Annotated in this window: 24 protein-coding genes; 13 read left to right on the forward strand and 11 right to left on the reverse strand. The window is 33.4% G+C overall.

All coding sequences use genetic code 11. From position 1 onward, the window contains the following. The first annotated feature begins 23 nt into the window (after positions 1 to 23). From MK119_RS18275 to MK119_RS18290, 4 genes are all read left to right on the forward strand, one after another. The gene (locus MK119_RS18275; RefSeq protein ID WP_290681796.1) at positions 24 to 1,487 is read left to right on the forward strand and encodes a TonB-dependent receptor; all 1,464 of its coding nucleotides are present in this window, start codon (positions 24 to 26) and stop codon (positions 1,485 to 1,487) included. 80 nt (positions 1,488 to 1,567) lie between these two features. After that, positions 1,568 to 1,696: a hypothetical protein gene (locus MK119_RS18280; protein ID WP_290681799.1), complete on the forward strand. Its 129-nt coding sequence runs from the start codon at positions 1,568 to 1,570 to the stop codon at positions 1,694 to 1,696. 120 nt (positions 1,697 to 1,816) lie between these two features. Next, entirely contained in the window at positions 1,817 to 2,077 is a 261-nt protein-coding gene (locus MK119_RS18285; RefSeq protein ID WP_290681802.1) for a hypothetical protein, read from the forward strand. Further along, entirely contained in the window at positions 2,058 to 2,327 is a 270-nt protein-coding gene (locus MK119_RS18290; RefSeq protein WP_290681803.1) for a hypothetical protein, read from the forward strand. The genes MK119_RS18285 and MK119_RS18290 overlap by 20 nt, the downstream gene beginning before the upstream one ends. Before the next feature lie 256 nt (positions 2,328 to 2,583). On the opposite strand, the gene bcp is transcribed toward MK119_RS18290, so the two are convergent. Further along, positions 2,584 to 3,045, reverse strand: a complete 462-nt coding sequence (bcp, locus tag MK119_RS18295) for a thioredoxin-dependent thiol peroxidase (RefSeq protein WP_290681804.1) — start codon at positions 3,043 to 3,045, stop codon at positions 2,584 to 2,586. Between the two features lie 47 nt (positions 3,046 to 3,092). Here bcp and nth point away from each other — a divergent pair, with 47 nt between their 5' ends. Further along, a complete protein-coding gene (gene nth, locus MK119_RS18300) occupies positions 3,093 to 3,758 on the forward strand; it encodes an endonuclease III (protein WP_290681805.1) in 666 nt (221 codons plus the stop codon). Between the two features lie 214 nt (positions 3,759 to 3,972). On the opposite strand, the gene MK119_RS18305 is transcribed toward nth, so the two are convergent. Continuing rightward, positions 3,973 to 4,554: a sigma-70 family RNA polymerase sigma factor gene (locus tag MK119_RS18305; RefSeq protein WP_290681806.1), complete on the reverse strand. Its 582-nt coding sequence runs from the start codon at positions 4,552 to 4,554 to the stop codon at positions 3,973 to 3,975. 305 nt (positions 4,555 to 4,859) lie between these two features. Here MK119_RS18305 and uvrA point away from each other — a divergent pair, with 305 nt between their 5' ends. Continuing rightward, the gene (gene uvrA, locus MK119_RS18310; protein ID WP_290681807.1) at positions 4,860 to 7,640 is read left to right on the forward strand and encodes an excinuclease ABC subunit UvrA; all 2,781 of its coding nucleotides are present in this window, start codon (positions 4,860 to 4,862) and stop codon (positions 7,638 to 7,640) included. Positions 7,641 to 7,899: 259 nt separating this feature from the next. Further along, positions 7,900 to 8,034 (forward strand): hypothetical protein, encoded by a 135-nt coding sequence (locus MK119_RS18315; protein ID WP_290681808.1) that lies wholly within the window; start codon positions 7,900 to 7,902, stop codon positions 8,032 to 8,034. A gap of 45 nt (positions 8,035 to 8,079) precedes the next feature. Here the strand turns inward: MK119_RS18315 and MK119_RS18320 are convergent, their stop codons facing one another. Genes MK119_RS18320 through MK119_RS18330 form a run of 3 tightly spaced genes read right to left on the reverse strand, consistent with a single transcriptional unit; the run spans position 8,080 to position 9,748 of the window. After that, positions 8,080 to 9,198 (reverse strand): DUF3667 domain-containing protein, encoded by a 1,119-nt coding sequence (locus MK119_RS18320; protein ID WP_290681809.1) that lies wholly within the window; start codon positions 9,196 to 9,198, stop codon positions 8,080 to 8,082. Between the two features lie 43 nt (positions 9,199 to 9,241). Next, positions 9,242 to 9,529: a hypothetical protein gene (locus tag MK119_RS18325; RefSeq protein WP_290681810.1), complete on the reverse strand. Its 288-nt coding sequence runs from the start codon at positions 9,527 to 9,529 to the stop codon at positions 9,242 to 9,244. Between the two features lie 30 nt (positions 9,530 to 9,559). Then, the gene (locus tag MK119_RS18330) at positions 9,560 to 9,748 is read right to left on the reverse strand and encodes a hypothetical protein (RefSeq protein WP_290681811.1); all 189 of its coding nucleotides are present in this window, start codon (positions 9,746 to 9,748) and stop codon (positions 9,560 to 9,562) included. 404 nt (positions 9,749 to 10,152) lie between these two features. Here MK119_RS18330 and MK119_RS18335 point away from each other — a divergent pair, with 404 nt between their 5' ends. Beyond that, the gene (locus MK119_RS18335; protein WP_290681813.1) at positions 10,153 to 10,797 is read left to right on the forward strand and encodes a hypothetical protein; all 645 of its coding nucleotides are present in this window, start codon (positions 10,153 to 10,155) and stop codon (positions 10,795 to 10,797) included. 397 nt (positions 10,798 to 11,194) lie between these two features. Beyond that, positions 11,195 to 12,421, forward strand: coding sequence for a hypothetical protein (locus MK119_RS18340; protein WP_290681815.1), 1,227 nt, complete (start codon positions 11,195 to 11,197; stop codon positions 12,419 to 12,421). 58 nt (positions 12,422 to 12,479) lie between these two features. Here the strand turns inward: MK119_RS18340 and MK119_RS18345 are convergent, their stop codons facing one another. The 4 genes from MK119_RS18345 to MK119_RS18360 all read right to left on the reverse strand — a co-directional run bounded on the left by MK119_RS18345 (position 12,480) and on the right by MK119_RS18360 (position 17,225). After that, positions 12,480 to 13,073 carry a hypothetical protein gene (locus MK119_RS18345; protein ID WP_290681817.1) on the reverse strand — a complete coding sequence of 198 codons (594 nt, stop codon included), beginning with the start codon at positions 13,071 to 13,073 and terminating at the stop codon, positions 12,480 to 12,482. A gap of 19 nt (positions 13,074 to 13,092) precedes the next feature. Continuing rightward, positions 13,093 to 14,376: a glycosyltransferase gene (locus MK119_RS18350; protein ID WP_290681818.1), complete on the reverse strand. Its 1,284-nt coding sequence runs from the start codon at positions 14,374 to 14,376 to the stop codon at positions 13,093 to 13,095. A 15-nt stretch (positions 14,377 to 14,391) separates the two neighbouring features. Beyond that, positions 14,392 to 16,869 (reverse strand): YfhO family protein, encoded by a 2,478-nt coding sequence (locus MK119_RS18355; protein WP_290681821.1) that lies wholly within the window; start codon positions 16,867 to 16,869, stop codon positions 14,392 to 14,394. 89 nt (positions 16,870 to 16,958) lie between these two features. Beyond that, the gene (locus MK119_RS18360; protein WP_290681823.1) at positions 16,959 to 17,225 is read right to left on the reverse strand and encodes a DUF4834 family protein; all 267 of its coding nucleotides are present in this window, start codon (positions 17,223 to 17,225) and stop codon (positions 16,959 to 16,961) included. Positions 17,226 to 17,431: 206 nt separating this feature from the next. Between MK119_RS18360 and MK119_RS18365 the strand changes: the two genes are divergently transcribed. The 3 genes from MK119_RS18365 to MK119_RS18375 are packed head-to-tail and all read left to right on the forward strand — an operon-like array spanning position 17,432 to position 22,258. Next, on the forward strand, positions 17,432 to 18,427 hold the full coding sequence (locus MK119_RS18365; RefSeq protein ID WP_290681825.1) for a transporter: 996 nt from the start codon (positions 17,432 to 17,434) through the stop codon (positions 18,425 to 18,427). Positions 18,428 to 18,456: 29 nt separating this feature from the next. After that, positions 18,457 to 19,575 (forward strand): GTP cyclohydrolase, encoded by a 1,119-nt coding sequence (locus MK119_RS18370; protein WP_290681827.1) that lies wholly within the window; start codon positions 18,457 to 18,459, stop codon positions 19,573 to 19,575. A gap of 55 nt (positions 19,576 to 19,630) precedes the next feature. Beyond that, positions 19,631 to 22,258, forward strand: a complete 2,628-nt coding sequence (locus MK119_RS18375; RefSeq protein WP_290681830.1) for a M14 family zinc carboxypeptidase — start codon at positions 19,631 to 19,633, stop codon at positions 22,256 to 22,258. A gap of 109 nt (positions 22,259 to 22,367) precedes the next feature. On the opposite strand, the gene hisS is transcribed toward MK119_RS18375, so the two are convergent. Next, the gene (gene hisS, locus MK119_RS18380; protein ID WP_290681832.1) at positions 22,368 to 23,735 is read right to left on the reverse strand and encodes a histidine--tRNA ligase; all 1,368 of its coding nucleotides are present in this window, start codon (positions 23,733 to 23,735) and stop codon (positions 22,368 to 22,370) included. A 179-nt stretch (positions 23,736 to 23,914) separates the two neighbouring features. Between hisS and MK119_RS18385 the strand changes: the two genes are divergently transcribed. Then, positions 23,915 to 24,379 carry a hypothetical protein gene (locus MK119_RS18385; RefSeq protein WP_290681835.1) on the forward strand — a complete coding sequence of 155 codons (465 nt, stop codon included), beginning with the start codon at positions 23,915 to 23,917 and terminating at the stop codon, positions 24,377 to 24,379. Positions 24,380 to 24,464: 85 nt separating this feature from the next. Here MK119_RS18385 and MK119_RS18390 read toward each other — a convergent pair whose 3' ends face one another. Further along, a complete protein-coding gene (locus tag MK119_RS18390) occupies positions 24,465 to 24,935 on the reverse strand; it encodes a DUF6495 family protein (RefSeq protein WP_290681837.1) in 471 nt (156 codons plus the stop codon). Positions 24,936 to 24,980 lie beyond the last annotated feature (45 nt).

Genomic DNA, 24,980 nt, shown 5'->3' on the forward strand with positions numbered 1-24,980 from the left:
GTACTAAACAAATTTATCCACGCATGGCTATTGTCTACAAAGGTGATAAGGTGATAGAGAATGTACCTTCCATCAAAGCGAAAGCATTACGAATTAACTTAAACAGTCAAATCTACGGAACATTTGCAGAAATTGGTGCTGGGCAAGAAACTGTCCGTCACTTTTTTAGGTCAGGTGGTGCTTCCGGTACTATTGCAAAGGCAATGAGTGCGTATGATAAAGATTTTAGTGACGCCATATATGGTGTTGAAAACGATCGCCGTTATGTAACCGAAGCACGTTTAAAGAAAATGTTATCGCATGAAATGTCGCTAATTGAAGCACGTATTACTCGCGAGAAACATCCTGATAAAATGTTTTTCAGTTTTGCAAATACCGTTGCTACAATTGACTTTGCTAAGAAATACAAAGGTCACGGATGGATGGGAATCAAGTACCAAATTGACCCATCTCAAGAATACAACGAAATCGTTTTACACGTACGTTTCCACGAAATTGATGCAAAATTACAGCAAGAAACCCTGGGAATTATGGGTGTTAACCTAATTTTTGGTGCGTTTTATAAATATGATAATCCTAAACAGTTACTCAAAAGCTTGTATGATCATATTGACAAGGATAAGATTGAAATTGATACGATTAACTTTTCTGGCCCGCAATTTGACGAAGTTGATAACCGTTTGATGAGTTTACAACTCTTGAAAAATGGTATGACGGAAGCCGTTATTTTTGGTCCTGACGGTAACAATATACTTCCAGCACGTTTATTGTACAAAAAAAATGTATTGGCACTTCGCGGAAGCTATAGACCTGTGACTAAGGTAAATATGGATATGTTTAAAAAGTCGTACGAAATTTTTATTCGTGAAAATAAAGTTGAAGAAGAAAAAACAGTTGTACTTTTTGAAATCACGTTATCTAATCTTCGTGCAGAAGGTGAAATTGATGAACAAGATTTTATGGACAGAGCACAATTACTCGGTTCGCTTGGACAAACGGTTATGATTTCAAACTTCAAAGAATATTACCGTTTGGTTGATTACTTCTCTAACTACACCAAAGAGCGTATGGCATTGACTATGGGAGTTAATAATTTAGTCGATATTTTTGATGAAAAATACTATCGTCATGTAAGTGGAGGAATTCTAGAAGCATTTGGAAAACTCTTCTACAAAGACTTAAAAGTATACTTGTATCCAATGAAGCGAAAGGAAACTGGTGAATTGGTAAATAGTAACAACTTAAAAGTACATCCACGTATGAAAGAGCTGTACAAGTTCTTTAAATACAATGGTAAAGTAGTTGATATCTTTGATTTTGAAAACGACATTCTCCACATTTTCTCTAGAAAAGTATTAAAAATGATTGCTGACAATGAAGAAGGTTGGGAAGAAATGCTTCCAGATGGTGTTGCCGAAATCATTAAAGAGAAAAACTTATTCGGTTATTTGCAACAAGGTAAAAGTGAATTGATAGAAAACAAATAATATGAGAAGCTCCTTTTTTAGGAGCTTTTTTTAGATTTTCAATTGAAATAATGTACCTTGGTTTCTTCCAAAACAATTACGTGAAAAAACTACTCGTTCTATTTTTGTTAAGTGTTTCTTTTCAAGGCTTTTCTCAAGATTTTGATACTATTAATGCAGAAATCATGAAGGAAGCTACCAAGCTTTATGAGTTACAAGTTATAGCATAAAAAGGAGCCGATTTATATTTAAAGAAATATAAAAACCGTGATAATATTGGTGGATATATCTCTTATAAGCAAGATTCCGTTTCAAAGTTCATATTCTACTCAAAAGCAAAAAATGCAAAAGTGATTGCAGGAATTACACTTGATGCTTCTCACAATTTAACAGAAACTGGAATTGACGTCACTGAACGTAACTTTAATGCTTACGAAACTGATTTATGCGAAATTCGTTCTAAATCGGAGCAACGTATCAGAACTGATAAGCTTTTTAAAACGTATAATAATATCCAGTTAAAGATTCTTCCATTAATCTATAAAGGAAAAAAGAAAGCGTATATCGTAACAGGTTCTAAAAAAAACTGGCATGGCTGTTTTTGGAAATGATTATTGTATTGATTTTGACAAAGACAATAAAATAGTTGGTGTAAAACGACTTCAAGCAGAAGTTACTCCTATTGAATATCAAAATGACAACAAAGAATATAACGCTATTCATATACACACAAAATATGCTGGAGATGCAATGACAGTAACGGATGTTTTTACCTTATTGATGCATTGGAAATATTCAAATTGGGAAACACACATGGTGGTTTCTAAAGATTATTTGAGCGTGCTACACCTAAGAAGTTAACGACTTATTTCTATGACTAAGGAAGCTTATGAAAAAATGATAGAACGAATTGACAAGGCAAAAGAAAAGCAAAAACAAAAGGCTCAAAAGACGAAAAACTAGTTATAAAAAAACAGACTCTACAATTTAGTAAAGTCTGTTAGTATATTTTAAAATATCACTTCAATCGAAAATTACTGAGAAAATAACAACTTCACAATCATCTCGACTGCGTCCGATGTGAAAAAAATATTTTCAAATCATCAAATCAATCCCATTAATTCAAAAGTGCCAAAATCTGAGCTGCATGATCTTTGGTTTTCACTTTATCAATCACATGGTCTACAACTCCGTTTTCATTTACTAAGAAGGTTTTACGGTGAATTCCATCATAAATTCTTCCCATAAATTTCTTTTCGCCCCAAACACCAAAAGCTTCAATGACTTCTTTGTTTTCGTCGGCTAGTAAAGGAAAAGGAAATTCGTATTTATTTTTAAAATTGGTTTGTCTTTTCTCTGAATCGGCACTTACACCTAACAACTCAAAACCTTGGCTTTGCAATTCTGCATAATTATCTCTCAAATTACAAGCTTCTGCAGTACAACCTGGCGTACTCGCTTTTGGATAAAAGAAGACAATTAATTTTTTTCCTGCATAATCTGATAACGAAACTGCATTTCCATCTTGATCATTTACAGTAAAATCAGGTACTTTATCTCCACTTTTTAAGGTATTCATAGCTTTCAATTTTATTATTGATTATTTTTGTTCAAAAATACTGAAAAATGACTAAACAAGAAAAAGTTCAGTTTGTAATTGACACTTTAGAAGAATTTTATCCTGATATTCCAGTTCCACTCGATCACAAAGATCCTTATACTTTATTAATTGCCGTATTAATGTCCGCACAAAGTACCGATGTTCGTGTAAATCAAATTACACCGTTACTTTTTGAAAGAGCAGATAATCCGCACGATATGGTAAAATTGACCGTAGAAGAAATCCGAGAAATCATCAAGCCTGTTGGTTTATCGCCAATGAAATCGAAAGGAATTCACGGTTTGTCACAAATCTTGATTGATAAACATAACGGAGAAGTTCCTAAAACCTTAGAAGAATTAGAACAATTGCCTGCGGTTGGTCATAAAACGGCAAGCGTTGTAATTAGTCAAGCCTTCGGTATTCCTGCATTTCCAGTAGATACACACATTCACAGATTGATGTATCGTTGGAATCTATCTAATGGAAAAAATGTAGTACAGACCGAAAGAGATGCAAAGCGTTTGTTTCCAAGAGAAAAATGGAACGATTTACATTTACAAATTATTTGGTACGGTAGAGAATATTCTCCTGCACGCGGTTGGGATTTAGAAAAAGATATTATTACCAAAACCATCGGTAGAAAAACTGTAATAAATGACTATTTAAAAGCGAAAAAGACTCGCAGCTAACGAGTCTTTTTCCAAAGTTTAGTTGAGAAGTGTTTCAAACTTCATCCTTTTGTAATTAATAACACTTAAAGCTTTCGAATAGTTCAATAAGAAACTGATGGTTTCCTTCTTAGGAAGCATTTTTTTCATTTCTGGTGAACTCCTAGTGTAATTTTTTGCCATACGTCGGTGTTTATATTTTAAACAACAACGTATGATTTATTACTTTATTGTATTAGTTTGTTAAAACTATGTTATGTTTATCAATCACTTTTCGCAAATTGATAAGTGCATAACGCATTCTTCCTAAAGCGGTATTAATACTAACGCCTGTTTTTTCTGAAATTTCTTTGAAACTTAAATCTTGATACATACGCATTAACAACACTTCTTTTTGGTCTGCTGGTAATTCCTCAACCAAACGACGTACATCATTTTCCACCTGAGATTTAATAATTCTGTTTTCCGCGTTTAAATTTGTATCGCTCAACACTGAGAAAATATTAAAATCTCCATTATTATCGTACTTAGGCATTCTGTTATTTTTTCTAAAATGGTCAATGACCAAATTATGTGAAATACGCATTACCCAAGGCAAAAATTTTCCCTCTTCATTATAATTTCCTTTTTTCAAAGTTCTGATGACTTTGATAAAAGTGTCTTGAAAAATGTCTTCTGTGATATCTCTATCTAACACTTTAGAGTATATAAAGCTGTATATACGTTGTTTGTGACGCTCTATTAACACGCCTAAAGCGCATTCGTCACCTTTGATGTAATTAGATACCATTACTGAATCTTGCAGGATCTGTCCCATAACACTACTTTTTTACATAATAATTATCGAGGCTGATAATTTGTCCGAATTTTTAAAAAAAGTAGTTTTTCGTTATACGCAGATGTTTTGTAGAGTTTGATTAATGATTCTCAAATATAACAACATTCGTTAAAAAAATGCAAATAAATTCCAATATTTTAACATTTTCACTGAATTTATCGCGCTAAAACGGTCATTTTAAAAGATTTATTTATAGAAAAAGTAAATACTTAAAAAGTTGCTTTACTATAAAATGATTTTATTTCAAGGTGTAAAAGCAGTATCTTTGCAATTATTTTTTTCCAATGACACAAGATCTCGCAACTATAAATCCAAAAGAAAATATCATCATTAAAGGTGCAAAACTGCACAACCTTAAAAATATTGATGTGGTGATTCCACGAAATAAATTGGTTGTGATTACTGGACTTTCAGGTTCAGGAAAATCAAGTCTGGCTTTTGACACCTTATATGCTGAAGGACAACGGCGTTATGTAGAGAGCTTATCATCGTATGCGCGACAGTTTTTAGGTCGTTTGCACAAACCAAAAGTGGATTATATCAAAGGAATTGCTCCTGCTATCGCCATTGAGCAAAAGGTAAATTCTACCAATCCGCGTTCGTCAGTAGGAACAACAACCGAGATTTATGATTATTTAAAGTTATTGTATGCACGTATTGGAAAAACCTACTCTCCCATTTCGGGTGAAGAAGTAAAAAAACATACGGTAACCGATGTTATCAACTGCGTAAAAACATTCGAAGAACGCAGTAAGTTGCTATTATTGGCGCCTGTAACGATTCCTGAAGATCGTAGCGCATTTCATACCATTAAAGTCTTAACGCAACAAGGATATGCCAGAATTAAGAAAAATGATGAAATTATACGTATTGATGAGATCAATGAAGACTTCTCGGAAGATTTCTCATTAGTCGTGGATCGTATTGTGGTTGCTCATGATGAAGATTTTTACAATCGCTTAGGAGACGCTATACAAACTGCTTTCTTTGAAGGCAAAGGCGAATGCTATATTGAAACTGTTAGCGATAAAAAAATGATGCATTTTAGTAACAAGTTCGAGCTTGATGGTATGAAATTTTTAGAACCTAATGTGCATTTGTTCAGTTTTAATAACCCGTATGGAGCTTGCCCAAAGTGTGAAGGTTATGGAGATGTGATTGGAATTGATGAAGATTTGGTAATCCCAAACACTGGACTTTCAGTGTATGAAAATGCTATTTTCCCTTGGCGTGGCGAAAGTATGAGTTGGTACAGAGATCAATTGGTAAATAATGCATATCAATTTGATTTTCCAATTCACAAGCCTTGGTTTGAGTTAACAGACGCGCAAAAGAAACTAGTTTGGGACGGAAATGAATACTTTGAAGGATTGCATCAGTTTTTTGCTTTCTTAGAAGAGAAAAGTTATAAAATTCAAAATCGTGTGATGCTTTCGCGTTACCGTGGAAAAACAAAATGCACAGTTTGTGATGGGAAACGTTTGCGCCCAGAAGCGAATTATGTGAAAATTGGAGGAAAAACCATTACTGATTTAGTTGTATTGCCACTAAAAGAGTTAGTACAGTTTTTTGATGCTTTGAAATTGAGCGAGCATGATGAGCAAATCGCTACACGTTTATTGAAAGAAATCAAAAATCGTTTGCAGTTTTTAACCAATGTCGGATTGGATTATTTGACACTGAATCGTAAATCGAATTCACTTTCTGGTGGAGAATCGCAACGTATTAACTTGGCAACTTCGTTGGGAAGTAGTTTAGTTGGTTCCATGTATATTTTAGACGAACCTAGTATTGGACTGCATCCAAAAGACAGTGAACGTTTGATACAAGTGTTACTATCATTGCGCGATTTAGGAAATACGGTAATCGTTGTAGAACACGACGAAGATATCATGCATGCAGCCGATGAAATTATCGATATTGGTCCAGAAGCAGGAACACACGGAGGAAATGTAGTAGCCTTTGGGGATTACAAAACCATTTTAAAAGCGGATTCGCTGACTGCAAAATACCTCAACAAGTCCATGGAGATTGAAGTTCCAAAAAAACGTAGAACTTCCAATCAGTATATTGAGATTATTGGCGCTCGCGAAAATAATCTAAAAAATATCAATGTAACATTTCCATTAAACATGCTCACCGTAGTAACAGGTGTTTCTGGAAGTGGGAAAAGTTCGTTGGTTAAAAAGATATTATATCCTTCTATGTTGAAAGAAACTGGCGGTTATGGAGAAAAACCAGGTCAATTTACCAAATTGGATGGAAAATATAGTACTGTAAAACATATTGAGTTTGTTGATCAGAATCCGATTGGACGTTCTTCACGTTCTAATCCGGTAACCTATATCAAAGCTTATGATGATAATAGAGCCTTGTATGCAAGTCAGAAGTTATCAAACATACGCGGTTATAAAACAAAGCATTTCTCTTTTAATGTAGATGGCGGACGTTGTGAAACTTGTAAAGGTGAAGGACAAGTAACCATTGAAATGCAGTTTATGGCCGATGTACACTTGGAATGTGAAACTTGTGGAGGAAAACGTTTTAAGAAAGAAATTCTAGAGGTTACTTATGAAGGGAAAAATATTGATGATATTTTGACCATGACGATTGATGATGCAATGGATTTCTTTACAAAGCACGATCAAAAGAAGATTTACCGAAAGCTGAAACCTTTACAAGATGTTGGTTTAGGCTATGTAACACTTGGGCAAAGCTCTTCTACCCTTTCTGGTGGAGAAGCACAACGAATCAAGCTTGCATCATTTTTGGTAAAAGGAAACACAAAAGAAAAAGCCTTGTTTATTTTTGATGAGCCAACAACGGGACTACATTTTCACGATATCAAAAAACTACTCGCTTCTTTTGATGCATTAATTGAAAAAGGACATTCTATCATTGTGGTTGAACATAATATTGAATTGATTAAATGTGCCGATCATATCATTGATTTAGGTCCAGAAGGAGGAAAAAACGGTGGAACATTACTTGCTTCAGGAACTCCAGAGGAAATTGCAAAACATAAAAACTCTTTTACTGGAAAGTATTTAAAGGAAAAACTCTGAAAGCTATTTACGAATTAAAAAATGAGTCTAATCGTTTATGCATACAGAATTGACCCAACTGTAAATAAAAGGATTAAACATAAACGGGAAGGCCAAAGCACCTTTTAATGATTTATTTGGTTTTGAAAGTTGGCGGAAAACTATTTGGAATGCTCCTATTTTACAAAAACTTAGTTGTCGCTTATTAAATTCATTAGCTTTTGAGGACATTTAGGCTCATGGTAAAGAATTAGTGCAACTTAAAAGTAAACTAGAGTTAGTGAAAGAAAATAGTATCACTATTGGAGCAACACAACATTTAGATCAAAAGTCATTAGAATTTAGAGTTAACAATGCTCTTGAAGCAATTAGAATTGCTCTGAACATAGAGAATGGAATTGTGTACATTGGCTAAATATGCAAAACTCATTGATATTATCAAAAAACAATATCAATAATGCTAGTATAATAAAAATGATACTATTGAAAGTATTACAAATGTCAGCGGCACCACAAAAATCAAATAGATAGACGTCAACAAAAGGGTTTTAAAAAACGTTTTAAAGTATCCTTGTTCGTAAAAATGCTTCAAGCTTAAGATTAAGTAAATCAGCATTGAAAGAAGTAACGTAATATCAATCCAATCAGGAATTTCTAAAATCAAATTCGTGGTAATAATAATACTCGATGCTAAGAATATAAAAGCAAAAAAGTAAAAACTAAATACCATGTGATGCGCAAAGCATCCGCGTTTTCTGTAGGATAACTTTAGTAATAACGCAAAAATTGGAATTAGAAAAAACATGGAAATTGGAATAGTATCCATAAATGCTTTTAAAATTCCATCTCCTTTTTTTTCACGAAGTTTAATAAATTGTTTTCCAAAAAATCTGGCAAATAATCCATCGGATTCTACATAACCTATTGCTTTAAGTTTTTCATCCATAGTAGCACCTGCTAGGTATAACGAATCGAGCTTTTTAGTATCAAAATTAAAACCAAAAACAGTATTGTTTTCATATGTAGGATTGCTTTTTTTACGTAGCTTAATACGTGTAGTATCATTTAGAATGCTATCATGTGGCTCTACATATCCGGTTGTAAGGAAATTGGTAAGTTTTTGAATCGATATACTATCTTTTCCCTTGGTTTCAACCAAATCATTCTCTAGTACTTGTACAATAGAATCACGAATCCGCTCTGCTTTTTTTACTAATGCATTTTCTTTTCCAAAGGAGTTTACAAAACCATCTTCAATACGTTCTTGTGTAGCTCTTGTAGATACCGAAAAAATAAAGAAAAAGACAATAGACGCAAACAAGTAAAATTGTGCTGGATGCAAATACATGAGTCGCTTTCCAGATACAAATTTCTTAGCCAAATAACCTGGTCTGGTTAATAAAGGAATAAAGCTTCTAAAAAAACGTGCATCTACCGAAAAATAGTTCATCACTGTATTATGAAATAACACAAGCATATTGAGTTTATCATCTACCTTTTGCCCACAATTAGGACAATAGTTATGATAACGTGTTAGTTGATAATCACAGTTGGGACAATGTTTACTTTTGACAGACATATACTTTGGTTGGCTATATTCAGTAGTACAAATATGCTAAAATCTATTCACAATTATTCAAAACCATCTCTATTGATTCGTAATAACTTAATAATAGATTCTGTTTCACCAATAATACTCTCCAATTGTTTACAAAATCTTGAGTGCTTTCTGTACTTTTCACAGAACCCATGTGAAACAACTTATTTTTCCATGTTTCTTTAATGGTATTGGCTTCTTTTTGTAAAATGTAAAATGTTTCTACATTGGTCATACATTTAAAATTTGTAATCGATAAGAAATCTGTTTGCTTATATGAATCCCACACCAAGCTTGATAAGTTTTTTGCCATTGGTTTAGATTCTAACTCAATATTCAAATCTCAGCGCAATTGAATCATAGTATCATTTACAGCAGTGAATCCTTCATAGGTAAACGCTTTGTTTGTTTTATCAATAAATACTTGCAATGAATCTTTAGGAATCACTAATTTCATATTTGCATTCAAACTTGACGTTATAATAGCCATTGGTGCATATTTTTCATCTAATTTTTCTTGAAAATCCTTCAACAAGACATAATTAAAGTTTAGTTAACCTTTCACTTGTATCAATGCCTTTTCTTTAGCTTGATACAACTTTCTTTCCTGAAAATGACTTGTAATATACAATCCGACTATAACACCTACTATGGTAGAAATTATTGTGACCAACCATGGATTATTCAAGTTTAATTTTTTATTTCCCGTATAGCATTTGAGTATATATAATTGTCAACAACTGTCTAAAGAAACTTCAAATTGTTACAGATTTCAACTATCGCTTATGAATATACTTTAAAAAATACTTATCAAAAACTACGTTTAAAATTCTAATTATCAACATATTACATTTTTGGCACGAAATTGGTTTTACTAAAAGCAAATAGCGCACGCCGAAAAGCTAAAGAGTAGGCATAACCCTAAAAGTACAGAATATGAAAAACTTTTATCTTTTATTCGTAGGATTGTTACTGAGTGTAACTTCTACACAGGCAAATGTAATGAGCGACCAAACATACGGAAGCGAAAATGGGTTAACCAATCGCTATCGTTATGCACAACCAATTCAGTTTGTAGAGCGAGGTGTAGAATTTTTTGTTTTCTTAAATGGAGAATTCGATTTTAACACACATCCTGTAAACTACAGACGAGGACGAAGAAGCTATGTAAATACAACGTATGGTGCACCAAGAGTGAGGACAAGGGCAAATCGTTACAACACCAGAAATGTTGGTGTACGCGTAGAGCACGATCACAACGGAAGAGTTCGAAGAATTGGAAATTTATTCATCAACTATGATCGTTTTGGTAGAGTAAAAAGAATTGGATCTATTTACATGCGTTACCACGACAGACATGGGAAACTAAGACAAATTGGTGGATTGCGTTTAAAGTACAACCGTTGGGGAAGATTGATCAGACAGACTGGATCGGTAAAACCAATTGTAGTTGGTGGTTCTTGTGGAGTGGATGGTGGAGACATTTATATAGATGACGAGTATCAAGATGGACACAATGTGCCAGCAGATGATGAAGATTTATATTATTATAGAAGAAAAGGAGGAAAACAAAAGAAATAAAAAAGACTAATCTTAATTAGTTTTTTAAAACATAAAACCTCGTGAAGTGTGTTACGCTTCACGAGGTTATTTTTTTATAGTATAAAGAAAACGCTCCAATTATTTCTTCGCTGCGTTCGTATTTTTATAAACATAAAGAAGGAGCCAACTAAACTACAAAATTTATCATATCAAACGATTATAACTAAATTCTTCATGTAACTTTATGTACGGCTACAGCACTACTATATTTTCGCTGACTAAAGTAATTATTTGCAACTACTTTATAGTATGGCAAAACCATACTTTACATCAGTTAATAAACTCGTTTTACGCTCTTTACTTTTTTCTAAAAAGGATTCTTTAATTTTTGGCACGCTGTTTGGTTACTATTAATTGAATATTAAAACCTTATGTTATGAAAAAAGTACTCATTACACTCACAGGATTGTTTTTCTTAGCGGTTAGTACTGCTGAGGCAAAACGGATGGACACTACAGTAGCGAATTCTTTATTATCTAACGAAGCATTTACTTTCGTTGAAAATGGAATTACGTTTTCAGTATATAATGATGGAGAGTTTGATTTTTTCATCAATCGCTTACACTCTAATGTTAGCGCTAATGTAAACGTTGGCGGTTTACAAATTTCTTTTAATTCTGGATACGATTATAATCCATTTGTTCAGTATGATGATTACGGAGCAATTATTCAAATAGAAAACACACCTATCTTTTACGATTATTACGGAAGGGTCTACAGAATTGGAGATGTTAACTTTAATTATAATCATTTTGGAAATTTAGTACAAGTTGGTGGATTGTTTATTTACTATGATTCGTTTTCAAGATTCTCGCATACCAGAGGCTTTATAAACCCATATAACCGAATTTACAGACGAACGGCTTATTACAATACCGTATTTTTCCGTCCAAGAGTTAACTTTTGTTTGGTAAGCGTTAATCCATATAGAAGATTTTATACGCCAGTTCGTTACACGTATTGCAGTCCGTATAGAAACAACTTCAGATATAGATATTCAAGAGCTAGAGTTGGACATATTTACCACAGTGCTGCTCGTGCGAATACTAATAGAAGAAGTATTTACAGAAACGATCGTAGAGTATCTCGTAGAAATGATGCTGCAATATACAACACACGTGGAACTGTAACGCGTACAAATACACGCAACACACGTCAAGCAACAACAACACGTTCAACAACACGTAACAATACAAGAAGTGTTAATACAAGAACTACACGTAACAACAACACAAGAATAGGTGGCGTTCGTAGCAGTAATAGTAATAATGCACGCATTGAACGCGGAAACACAAGAACAACTCGAAATAATAATAGTAGTGTTAGTTCTAATACAACAAGAAATAATACAAGAGCTACACGTAGCAACTCACGAACGTCGAGAGATGTAAGAGCAACAAGAAGTACACGTAATAATAGCTCAGCAAGAAACAATAGAAGTTCTAGCAGAAGAACCATAGCAAAGCCACAAAGAAGCAATTCTTCTGGAGCTACAAGATCAAATCGTTCTTCTCAGCGAAAATCTGCAACATCACGCTCAAATCGTTCTTCAAAAAAGGCAACCAGCAATAGCAGAAAAAGAAGTTCAAGAAGTAGAAACTAATATAGTTGTTCAATTTCTACTGCACCTTACTTGATGTAAAAATTGAGTAAGGTTTTTTTTATGGAATCAATTTTCTTTTTAATACTTCTTTATTGTCGTAGTTACCAGCATCAATGACTTTGTAAAGTCTTTCTTTAAATACTTCTAAGTCTGCAAGCGCTTGATTTAATTCCGTTGCAAACGCACCTCTACTCCATGTCATTTTTCCTTGAATATCATCATCATCTGGTATATCATCATAATACTCAGACAATTCTATATTGACACCATTATATCGATAAAATATCCATGGATGTCCAATCCAGATTTGTTTCCAAGTTTGTGATTTTTTCGAAATGACTTTTTCCCATTCTACAGCATCTCCCAAATCTGTACAACACTGATAATCTATACTTAAATCGTCTTTTTCTATTCGCAAACCTCCATCAAAAGGAGGTAATTCTTCTTCATAGTTTTTTGGCTCAGTATCTTCAATATGCGAATCAATAGTAGCCTTGATCAATTCATCTGTTACCTTTGATATTGAAAGTACATTGTTGTATGTATCAAAATTGATCAGTGCGCCCAGTCCTGCAGCTTTCTTATATAAAGCAGTATCTTTAAATTCTTCTTGAATAGGATATGAATAGAATACGAAGTCGATTTTTTTCAATTGAAATCTATTTATAACATTAAAGTGAATGCAGAACTTCCGCTAATTTTTGTGTCAACGCTTTGCGCGAATACTGTTGCAGTCCAATTGCAGAAACGTTTAATTTTTGCTGCTTATATGCTTCGTAATAAGCTGCAATTTGTGTTTTCAGTTTCTCTTTTTCAGTATATAAAAAATAAGTGCCTGTATTGGTCTCTTGAATGATCTTTGCAATATCTGCATCTTTTGGACCTAATCCAATAATTGGACGTTCTGCAGCCATACATTCAAATAGCTTTCCTGCAATGATTCCTTTGGTTTTTTCTGCGTCAATTTCAATAACTAATAAAAGTTGCGATGCACGTTGTAATTGTAATGCTCTTTGATGCGAAACGTATCCAAAATAAGTAGTATACTTTTCCAGTCCTGTCTCACGAATGACAGATTGAATATCTTCACTAACTACACCCGCAAACTGTAACTGAACATCTTTTGCAAAATCTTGATCTTCTTGAACCAATTCTTCTACAACTTCCCATAAAATCAAAGGATTTCGTTCAGAAAGCAGCGAACCTATATGTGAGATGGTGAATTTTTCATCCATTGGAGTTGGAGTATATTTTTCAACGTCATATCCATTGGTAATAACTTCTATAGGTTGATTTGTAAGTGCTGAAAACTCTTCTTTAGTTGTAAAACTTGTGGTCACAACCTGATCGGCAGTTTGTAGTACTTCCGATTCAAATTGAAGATGTTTTTGATGTGACTTTTTTGTCAATCGTAACTTTTCATGATAGCCAATACTTGTCCACGGATCTCTAAAATCTGCCAACCATTTTATATTCAGTTCTCTTCGAAGTTGGAGTCCAATCAAATGCAAACTATGTGGCGGACCAGTAGTTACCACAGCGTCTATATTGTTATCTTTTAAATATTTTTTCAAAAACTTTACAGAAGGTTTCACCCAATATTTTCGCGCATCAGGAATAAAAAAGTTTCCTCTAATGTACAGCAATAACTTTTCTACAAACGATTGCTTTTCATTTGCTATAATTCCTTTACTAATGGTTTTGGATTTCTTTTTGGAGAATATTTCTGCAAATTTATAAGGCTCAAAAATAGGTTGTTTGATAATTGTGACGTCTTCAGGAATATCTGCTGAGAAAGTTTCGTCAATCATCGGGTAACTAGGATTTTTTGGAACAAAAAGTATGGGCTCTATATCAAAATTTCGCAAATATTTTACGAATTTCAACCATCGTTGCACGCCTGGTCCACCCGCAGGTATCCAGTAGTATGTAATAATTACTACCTTTTTTGCCATACACTTAGAAACCAATTAATCTTTTGCTAACGTTTGTTTTTTTCGCCTAAATTCATAATAGATTCCTCCGAGAATTAATAGCATCAAAATAATGCTGCTTGTCAACGAAACAGTTATTCCATTTTTAACAACTTCAGGTTCAAACTTAAATTGAACAGTCTGTTTTCCTGCTGGTACTTCCAAACCTCTTAACACATAATTCACACGATAATGAGGCACCAATTTTCCATCAATATATGCATTCCATCCATGAGGATAATGCATCTCTGAGAATACTGCAAATCCTTGTTTTGAGTTTTCCGTAGTATACTCTAAATTATCTGGTTTATAGTTTGTTAGTGTTACACTGGCCAAAGAATCTTTTCCATATACGTTTTTGATCGTTGTGGCTCCTTCTTGTTTTTTCCTGAAAAGTACTTCGTTTTTTGTATCAAAACCATAAAGTGAAAGTAATTCCTCATCTGCTGTCTCCACAAAATTTACTTTTTCAATAAACCAAGCATTTCCATTTGGGTACGGATTTTTAATTTTTACTAGCCCGATGGTTCTTCCTTGTTCATCTCTCTTTTCATCAATAGTATACTTTACATTCAACATGTTTAAGATGTTGACGTTTCTAGCATTAAATTCAAACTTTCTTCCGTAATCTAAATAGAAATCATACAGTTCTTGAAACTGTCTAGGTTTTGCCGCATGATATCCACCTAAAGAATTATGAAAATATGCTGTACGCGAATGTGCTAGTCGCAATCTTGGTTCAAATACTCTGTAATGTCCTTTATCTTTTAAAATATTTCTATCTACCTCGTATGTTTCAAACGGATTATCAAATTCTGCTTTTGTTACATATCGATCACCGTCATCATATACATAACGTTGTGCTACACCTACCAAATCAAACAATAGCAAACCACCTATGATCACAATGACAATATTTTCTTTTATTTTTTTATGTATAAGTGCCCATAAAACACCTGCCGTAGCCAGTATTAAAAGTAAAGAACGAATTGCGTCTTGTGAAAAAATAGCCGATCTATCTTCTTTTAAAATCTCTAAAAACACAGGATTTATCCCTTTATCCCCAGGGCCTTCAAAATTGAATAAGCTAGATTTGAATAACAGGAAAAATAAAATGATTCCGGCAATAATTCCTGTACTGATGTACAGTGCTTTTTGTTTCTCTTCAGTTGTATTTCTTTCTTTTCGGAACAAGGCTGCCAATCCTAATATTCCTAAGATAGGAATGCATAATTCTAAAATTACTTGTATCGACGAAACTGCTCTGAATTTATTGTAAAACGGGAAGTAATCAATCATAAAGTCAGTCAAAAAGTTCAAGTTTTTCCCCCATGACAACAATAATGACATTAAAATCCCTCCAACAAGCCACCATTTTGTTCTGTCTTTGACCAAGAATAACGCCAATAATGCTAAGAAAATAATTACTGCGCCAACATACGCTGGTGCTGCTAAAATTGGTTGGTCTCCCCAATATCCTGGCAATCTTCGAACTGTTTCTCGAGCTTTAGCAACTGAATAGTTATTTTGAAGTAAGAAATTAAATGTTTTAGAATCTGTACCAAAGTTTTCAGCATCTCCTCCTCCCATGAATCTTGGAATTAGAAGATTGAATGTTTCTGTTTTTCCGTAACTGTATTCTGTTATATATTTTTTTGAAAGTCCCTCTCTCTTCTTCTTTGTACCATCAGGATTTACAGTTAGTTCGCTTTTTCCACGAATACTCCAATCGGCATACTCTTTTGTCGTCATTAAACTTGCGCTGTTAACTCCTAAACTTAAAACAACAGCTACTATTAATAATCCAACAGACTTAAAAAAATGCGGAATTTGTTTTTCTTGATACGCTTTTGATAAATACACAGCTCCAAGAACTAATACCAACAACATTAAATAGTAGGTCATTTGTGGATGTGATGTCATTACTTCCAGTGACATGGCGACTGCTGTAAGTAAAAATCCCCAAATATAGTTTTTCCGAAATGTGAGCAGTATTCCTGCTAAGACCAGAGGGAAATAAGCAATAGCATGTGCTTTTGCGTTATGACCAACTCCAAGAATTATGATTAAATAAGTGGAAAACCCAAAAGCTATGGCTCCTAAAATAGCGAGTTTCCAATTGACTCGAAGTACCAGTAATAGTACATATATCCCTAAAAAGTAAAGAAATAAATAATCTGCTGGACGTGGTAAAAAGCGTAAGGTTCTATCAAGTGTTTTGATATACGAATGTGGATATCTTGCTCCTAAGAGATACGTAGGCATACCAGCAAAAGCATTATCCGTCCAATACAACTCTTTACCAGTTTGATCCCTATAATCATTTTGTTTTTTTGCCATTCCTGAGTACAAGGTAATGTCTTGTTGTACCATTTTTTTTCCTTGTGCTACAGGGTAAAAATATGCCAATGACATTCCTATAAAAAGCAGTAATGCAATTGCATGTGGGATTAATTTTTTTATATCTAAATTCACTTGATGTAAGTTTTAAAAGTGTGCGGATTGAAAGCAATATACTAAACCTTTTCGAAAAGACTTTTATTACGTGGAAAATTGACAAAATGTTAATCTACCTCTTCAAAATCTATATATTCTCCGACATCTTTAGAGGATTTTCGATTATTTGGCATGGTATCAATAGTAGTTTCTCCCTCTTTAGCGCGTTTTTTCTGTTGAAACTGAGCTTCTTGTCTAAATTGTTCCGAAAAACGCTTTTCCGCTTTTTTGGCAACATAGCGAATCATAAAAGGTGCAAAAAGTCTGCCTATGATGCGTAATGCATATATAACCAGAATTATGATTGCTATTGTTCTTAATAAATTTATCAACATATTCTCTAAACCAATATTTTTTCAAAAATACAATTTATGCAGATTTAATATCGTTTTTACTAGATAAAAAACTATAATTTTGTGTAGTTTTGACTTAACCTGTTAAAATTTTAAGAAAAAAACATGTCATGTCATTTTTGTAGTATTCATGCTATCTTTATTGACAGATGTTTACTTAACAGACAAAAAATAATCTTTTAAAATATATGAAAACATCATCTTTCTTAGCAGTTATCGTTTTTCTATTTTCCGCTACTGCTGCATTTGCTCAGTATACAGAAGTAATTAATTCCAATCGACCTGGAGCATCCATAAGTGCATATTCTGTGGGTAAAAGAGTAATTCAGTTTGAAGGCGGAATGTTTGTAGATAAACAAGAACATAAAAAGTTAAATACAGAAGTAAATGCCTTTGGTCTCGATTTCGCATTGCGTTATGGGTTATTTAAAGAACAATTAGAGATTAGTTGGGAAGGAGCATATCAATTTGATACGTTTACAAACAATGCTTTAAGTCCTGCGTTTGAGTTTAACAGAAATGGCTTTTTATCTCATACAATTGGTGCGAAATACATGATTTATGATCCATATTTAAAATCTGAATTAGAAAAACCGAATTTATATAGTTGGAAAGCGAATAATTCATTCCGTTGGAAAGATTTAATTCCAGCTATTGGTGTGTATGCTGGTGCAAATTTTGTGTTTTCAGACAACCCATATTTTCCGCGCACAGAACCTTCCGTAAGTCCAAAAGTTACCGTAGCCACACAAAGTCACTTTGCAGGTCGTTGGGTTTTTGTAACCAATATTACCTACGATCGTATTACATCTGATTCTAAAGAATTGAGCTATATTTTAACGTTAACACACGCGTTTGACAATCCAAAATGGTCTGCTTTTATAGAACATCAAGGAATTGATAGTGATTTGTATGCAGATGGTTTGTTTAGAGCTGGTGGCGCATATTTATTAGGAGAAGATTTTCAGTTAGATGGTTATATTGGTGCTGGTATTAAAAACACTCCAACACGTATTTTTGCAGGTTTTGGAATTTCGTACCGATTTGATGACTGGCACGAGGATGAATTGATTCCTATTGAAGAACAAGATCCTAATGGTGAAGCCCCTAAAAACAAGAAGAAAAAAGACGAGAAAGAAATAGAGAAGTTTGAAGATGATGGAGGTAACGACAATGACAACTAATATTTTTTTGCCAACCAAATTTATAGTTAATGATTGAAGTTCGAGAAGTAGTCAATAAAAAAGAATTAAAAGCATTTGTAAAATTTCCTTTTAGTCTTTACAAAGGTTCTGAATATTGGGTTCCACCTATTATTAAAGATGAATTAGAAACGTTTAACAAAGATAAAAATCCAGCATTTTTAGATGCAGATGCACAATTTTTCTTAGCATATAGAGAAGGAAAAATTGTAGGTCGTGTAGCCGCTATTGTGAATTGGATAGAAGTGAAAGAACAAAAACTTTCCAAAATGCGATTCGGCTGGTTTGATATGATTGACGATCTAGAAGTTTCTGGTGCATTGCTTGATAAAGTCGCTGAAGTTGGTCGTTCGCATAATTTAGAATATATGGAAGGTCCTGTTGGATTTTCTAACTTAGATAAAGTTGGTGTTCTTACGGAAGGTTTTGATCATATTGGAACCATGATTACTTGGTATAATCATCCGTATTATGAGAAGCACTTAATTCATCACGGATTGGTTAAAGAGAAAGAATATTTAGAAAATAAGTTTCCTTTTGAAAATGTAAAACCAGAGAACTTTGAGCGCATTCAAAATCTAATCAAAAAAAGATATCAACTACGCCCGCTCAATTTTACAAAAACAAAAGAGATAATGCCTTATGTAGATGAAATGTTTGATTTATTCAACGCTTCATATGCGTCGTTGGCATCTTTTGTTCCTATAAACGATATTCAAAAAGAATATTTTAAGAATCGATATATTGGATTTATCAATCCTGAATTTATTAAGTTTGTTGTTGATAAAGATGACAAGTTAGTTGCCTTTGCCATAGTAATGCCTTCCTTTGCTAAAGCTTTACAAAAGGTAAACGGGAAGCTATTTCCATTCGGGATTTTTCACATGTTGAAAGCGCGCAAAAAGCCAAAAAACATCACGTTTTATTTGATTGGCGTACATCCTGAATACCAGAACAAAGGATTGACTGCCATTATATTTTTAGAATATTACTTAACTTTCAAAGAAAAAAATGTGTTTGAATGTATTAGAACTCCCGAATTGATCGAAAACACTGCTATCAATAAAATATGGAAACATTTTGACCCTGTAACGCACAAGCGCAGGAAAACTTATAAAAGATTGTTATAATACCTGTTTTTACTTTTTATTTTACAACCACAACACCTCAGAAAAACAATTTAGAATGAAAAAAACTACCGTACTCTTCATATTAATTATTTTTTTGACTTACGTTGCTAATGCCCAAAACAGAGATCGTTCTAAAGCTGAAGAATATTTGAGGCAAAAAGGAGAAGTTTGTTTTCAATTTACAGCGCAAAATGAGGCACAATTACAAGAAATTGCCTCGTTTCTTTCTTTTGGACACAAATCAATTAATAGACAAACACTAAAAGTCGAAGCCTATGCAAATCCTACTACATTCAATCGGTTTTTAACTTACGGTTTAGATTATGAAGTTTCTTCGGAAGACAACGAATTCAATCCACATGCAAACCAAACTGAACACACACTAGCTCAGTGGGATACAGAGTGGAACTTATACCCAACCTATTCACAATATGTTGCTAAAATGCAATCTTTTGTAACTGATTATCCAAATTTATGTTCATTAGAAAGCATAGGAACTACTCCAAATGGAAGAGAATTATATGTTTTGAAAATTTCTGATAATGTAGCTATAAAAGAAGCAGAACCTGAATTCTTCTATTCTTCTTCTATGCATGGAGATGAACTAGCTGGATATCCATTAATGATTAGACTCATTGACTATTTACTTTCAAACTACGCAACAAATAATGAGATAGCTGATATAGTAAATTCTACAGAAATTTATATCAATCCATTAGCAAATCCAGACGGAACTTATGGTCCTGCTGGAAGTAACACGATCAATAATCCTACTAGATCCAATTCTTCTGGACAAGATTTAAACCGTAACTATCCTGATAACTTAGGCGGAATTCACACTAATGCTGTAAGTGGTAATTATGAAGCAGAAACTGAATTTTTTATGAATTTCCAAGCTTCACGAAACTTTGTACTTGTGGCAAATCTTCATGGCGGAACAGAATTAGTAAACTATCCGTATGACAACACAACAACGCAACATGCCGATCATGATTATTATGAGCGTATTTCTGTAATATATGCTACCAGTGCACAAAATGCCAGTGATCTTTTAGGAGACACAACTTATATGACTGTTGATGAAGACTCCCATATATATCCAAGTCCTGGTGTGACGAATGGAGTACAATGGTTTTTAGTGTATGGCGGAAGACAAGATTATACCAACTTTTACCTCCATAGTAAAGAAGTAACCTTAGAATTATCTGACATCAAATTTCTACCTCAAGCAGAATTACCTAATCACTGGGAATTTAACAGACAAGCTTTCTTAGACTATATGAAACAAGCTAATTATGGTTTTCAAGGAAAGATAACTGATGAATCTGGAAATCCTATTGTGGCACAAATTTCCATTGCTGGACATGATAAATTAAATTCTTATGTTTTTTCTTATGAAGAACACGGAGATTATTACAGACTTATAGATGGAGGAACTTACAGTGTTACTTATGAAGCTCCGGGATATGTACCACAAACAATATCAGTTACCGTAACTGACAATGCTAAAACAGTACAGAACGTTACTATGACAGCTACTACAGCGACACCAGTAGCAAATGGAACTGATTTTTGTGATTCAGGATCTGCTATGTTATCTGCTACTGGAAATGGTGATTTAAATTGGTATACAACTATTAATGGAGATACACCTATAGCTACGGGAAGTACTTACAATACACCTACTTTAACTTCCACAACAAGTTATTATGTAGAAGATGTTATTAGCAAAGCAAATGTTGGTATTACAGATAGCACTTCGGGCGGATCTCAGTTTACAAATGTTGCTCAATACTTAATATTCGATTGTGTCGAATCTGTGATGTTAGATGAAGTAGCAATAAATTCTAACCAAGCAGGAGAGCTTGAAATACAATTACAAGATAGTTCAGGTAATATGCTAGATTCAAGAATTGTAATTCTTCCAACCTCGGGCGTACAAACAGTAGATTTGGATTTCATTTTACCTATAGCTAACAATCTACGTTTAGCGATAAAAGAATTATCATCAGGTTTATCAGTTTATAGAACTAATTCTGGAGTAAATTACCCGTATACCAACGGAAGTATCTCAATCAAAAATAGCAGTGCAGGCGCAGATTTCTATTATTTCTTTTATGATTGGAAAATAAATTCATTAAAAAGCGCTCGGAAAGAAGTTACTGTTACAATAAACCCTTCTCCTACTCCTGATTATACATTTCAAGTTAGTGGAGCAGATGATGGAAACGTAACTTTCACAAACACTTCTTCTGATGCTACTTCATATTCTTGGGATTTTGGTGACGGAAATATGTCTACAGATGTAAGTCCAACGCACACCTATGCTGCTTCTGGAGATTATACAGTCACACTAACGGCTACAAATACACAATGCGGAAGTAATGCTATAAACAAAACGGTAAATGTTACCGTGACTAATTTAGGAGTTGATGATGAGCTTTTAACTAACGTGAATATATATCCAAATCCTGTAAAAGATAAACTCTACATCGATACGGCCAATCATTCATTGCATAACATTACGCTCTATAATTTACTAGGATCACAAATTTTACAACATCCTGTTCCTGGAAATACATCACTAACCACATTAGATATACAACAAATAAAGCAAGGACTTTATATTATAAAATTAGATTTTACAGAAGGTAGTTTAATTAAAAAAATTATTATCAAATAACAGCAGATATAGCAGTTTGTTAAGTTCAATCTTGGATCTTGGATCTTGAATCTTGGATCTTGAAAGAAACCTTTTTTCAATTTAAAATTCAGTAGTTAATATTTAAAGCTTAAAAAGCCGTCAATACTTCATCAAAAGGAACTTCAAGTTGTGTTCCAGCTTTCATATTTTTGACAACACAAGTATTGTTTTCTAATTCGTTTCCTCCAATAATAATTACATACGGAATGTTACGCTTATTGGCATAATTCATCTGTTTTTTCATGTTCTTATTGTCTGGAAACAATTCTGCACTTTTTCCTGCTTCACGTAAGACTTTGATTAGTTTTAAAGATGCCAATGCTTCTTTTTCTCCAAAATTAACACACAATACATCTACTTTATCAGAAACCGTTTCAGGGAATAAATCCAATTCTTCTAACACCAAGTAAATTCTATCTAAACCAAATGAGATTCCTACTCCACTTACATCCTTTAAACCGAAGATTCCTGTTAAGTCATCATAGCGTCCGCCACCACCGATAGAGCCCATTTTTACGCCTTCTGGTGCAGCTACTTCAAAAATAGCGCCTGTATAGTAATTTAACCCTCTAGCAAGTGTAATATCTAAATCTAACGTAGCAGTTTCTAATCCTAAAACATGAATTGCTTCAAAGACAAATTCTAAATCCGAAATTCCTTCCATTCCTTCAACAGAATTTGCTAATAAACCTTTTAATTGCTCTAATTTTTCATCTAAGTTTCCTGAAAAACCGAATAAAGGCTGTACTTTTTCAATCGCTTCCGCAGAAATACCTTTGGCTAACATTTCGTTTTTCACACCATCTTCGCCAATCTTATCTAGCTTATCTAAGGCAACTGTAAAATCAATAAGTTTATCTTTCGCACCAATTACTTCTGCTATTCCTGAAAGGATTTTACGGTTGTTGATTTTAATCGTTACACCATTCAAACCTAAGTTAGAAAAGACTTTATCATATAACTGAACAAATTCTACTTCTTGCCATAACGATTTTGAACCAACGACATCAGCATCACATTGAAAGAACTCTCTAAAACGACCATTAGCTGGTCTATCAGCACGCCAAACTGGCTGAATTTGATAACGTTTAAACGGAAATGTAATATTATTTTGGTGTTGCACTACATAACGAGCAAAAGGAACGGTTAAATCATAACGCAAGGCTTTTTCTGATAAAGAATTCGAAAAACGAGCAAGATTTCCTTCTTCCAAAGCTTTTAGGTCAGCCTTCTTTACTTTATCTCCAGAGTTTAGAATTTTAAAAATAAGCTTATCTCCTTCTTCACCATATTTTCCAGTTAAAGTTTCTAACTTCTCAAACGACGGTGTTTCAATAGGCTGAAATCCAAAACTTTGAAAAGCAGTTTTTATGATGTTAAATATGTAGTTACGTTTTGCAACTTCGATTGGAGAAAAATCTCTTGTTCCTCTTGCTGTGCTTGGTTTTTTTGCCATGATTCTGAATTGAGCCGCAAATATAAGTCTATTTATTTTTTTTGAGAATGATAAAGTGATAGATTATTACACCTTGCTGATAAAATACGTTTACTCATTGAAGTGTACTATTGGCGAATTCGGAAAAATTTTAGGCTAAATAATACCTATATTTGAGTGTATTTTAATCAAAATAAAACATGAGATCATTTCTAGTTGTCTTTTTTATCTTCGTATCAAATTATAGTTTCTCTCAATCACAAACGCAGATTAAGCAGCTACTGAACGAAGTCTCGTTGGTAAAGAATTCCAAAGACATTATAAAATCTAAAGAAGCTAAAAAACTAATTTCGTATGGAAAACCAATTTTACTTTCATTAGCATTTAACTTCACAGATGACACAAACACCAATGTTATTTCTGAATGTCAAGAACGAACACTCACAAAAGGAGAAATTGCAATGATTATTGCAGATCATATTGACAGAATGCCATACGCTACTTTAACTGGAGTTCAAAATTGCACAATCACCTTCTGTGAAAACAATCCAAATTTTATTGAATATTACTTCTCGTGGCTAAAAGAATATCCAGAAAAAATAATTTTTAGAAACAAATATATTACACACATTGGCGGAGGATTCCCTGTAAATAATAAGTTTTAAGCTTAGCATTTAATTACTCCCTTTACCAACTAAGTGCTTTCAGTAATGCTCAAAATTGACATTAAACACTAAAACCATCAATCATTTAAGCCATCATCGTTTCAAACCATTGGTATAATTTTCCTTTGGTAATGTTTGAACCTTGTTTTAGTAAAGCAAATTTATCCGCATTTCTATCTTCTGAATACGCTTTATTTGCCGTTAATATTTCCACTTCTTCAGTCGTGTAGTTTTCGCGCAACCATTGAAAACCTTCTTTCGTAGTAATATCAATTGCTTCGTTTAAGATTTTAACCGCGATTAATTTCATTTCATCTTCACGCAAGTGGAATAAATACATGTGTTGCGACGAAATATTTTCAAGGTATGTAGCTTGTTTTAAAACACCTTCCCACACCAAATCGCTAAACACATCAATTTCCTGCTCAGCCACCTCAGGTTTTTCAGTTTTCAACTTTGCCCATTCTTCTGCAGTAATGGATTGTGTTGCTAAAAAGTTGATGAATTCTTGGTGTAATTCTTCTAATTGCTCTTTCGTAAGTCTTGCGTATTTCATACTTCTAAAATAAAGAGTGCAAATGTACAATTATTCAAAATGCTA

This window comes from Kordia sp., assembly GCF_022447245.1.
In the GTDB taxonomy this organism is placed as follows: Bacteria; Bacteroidota; Bacteroidia; order Flavobacteriales; family Flavobacteriaceae; genus Kordia.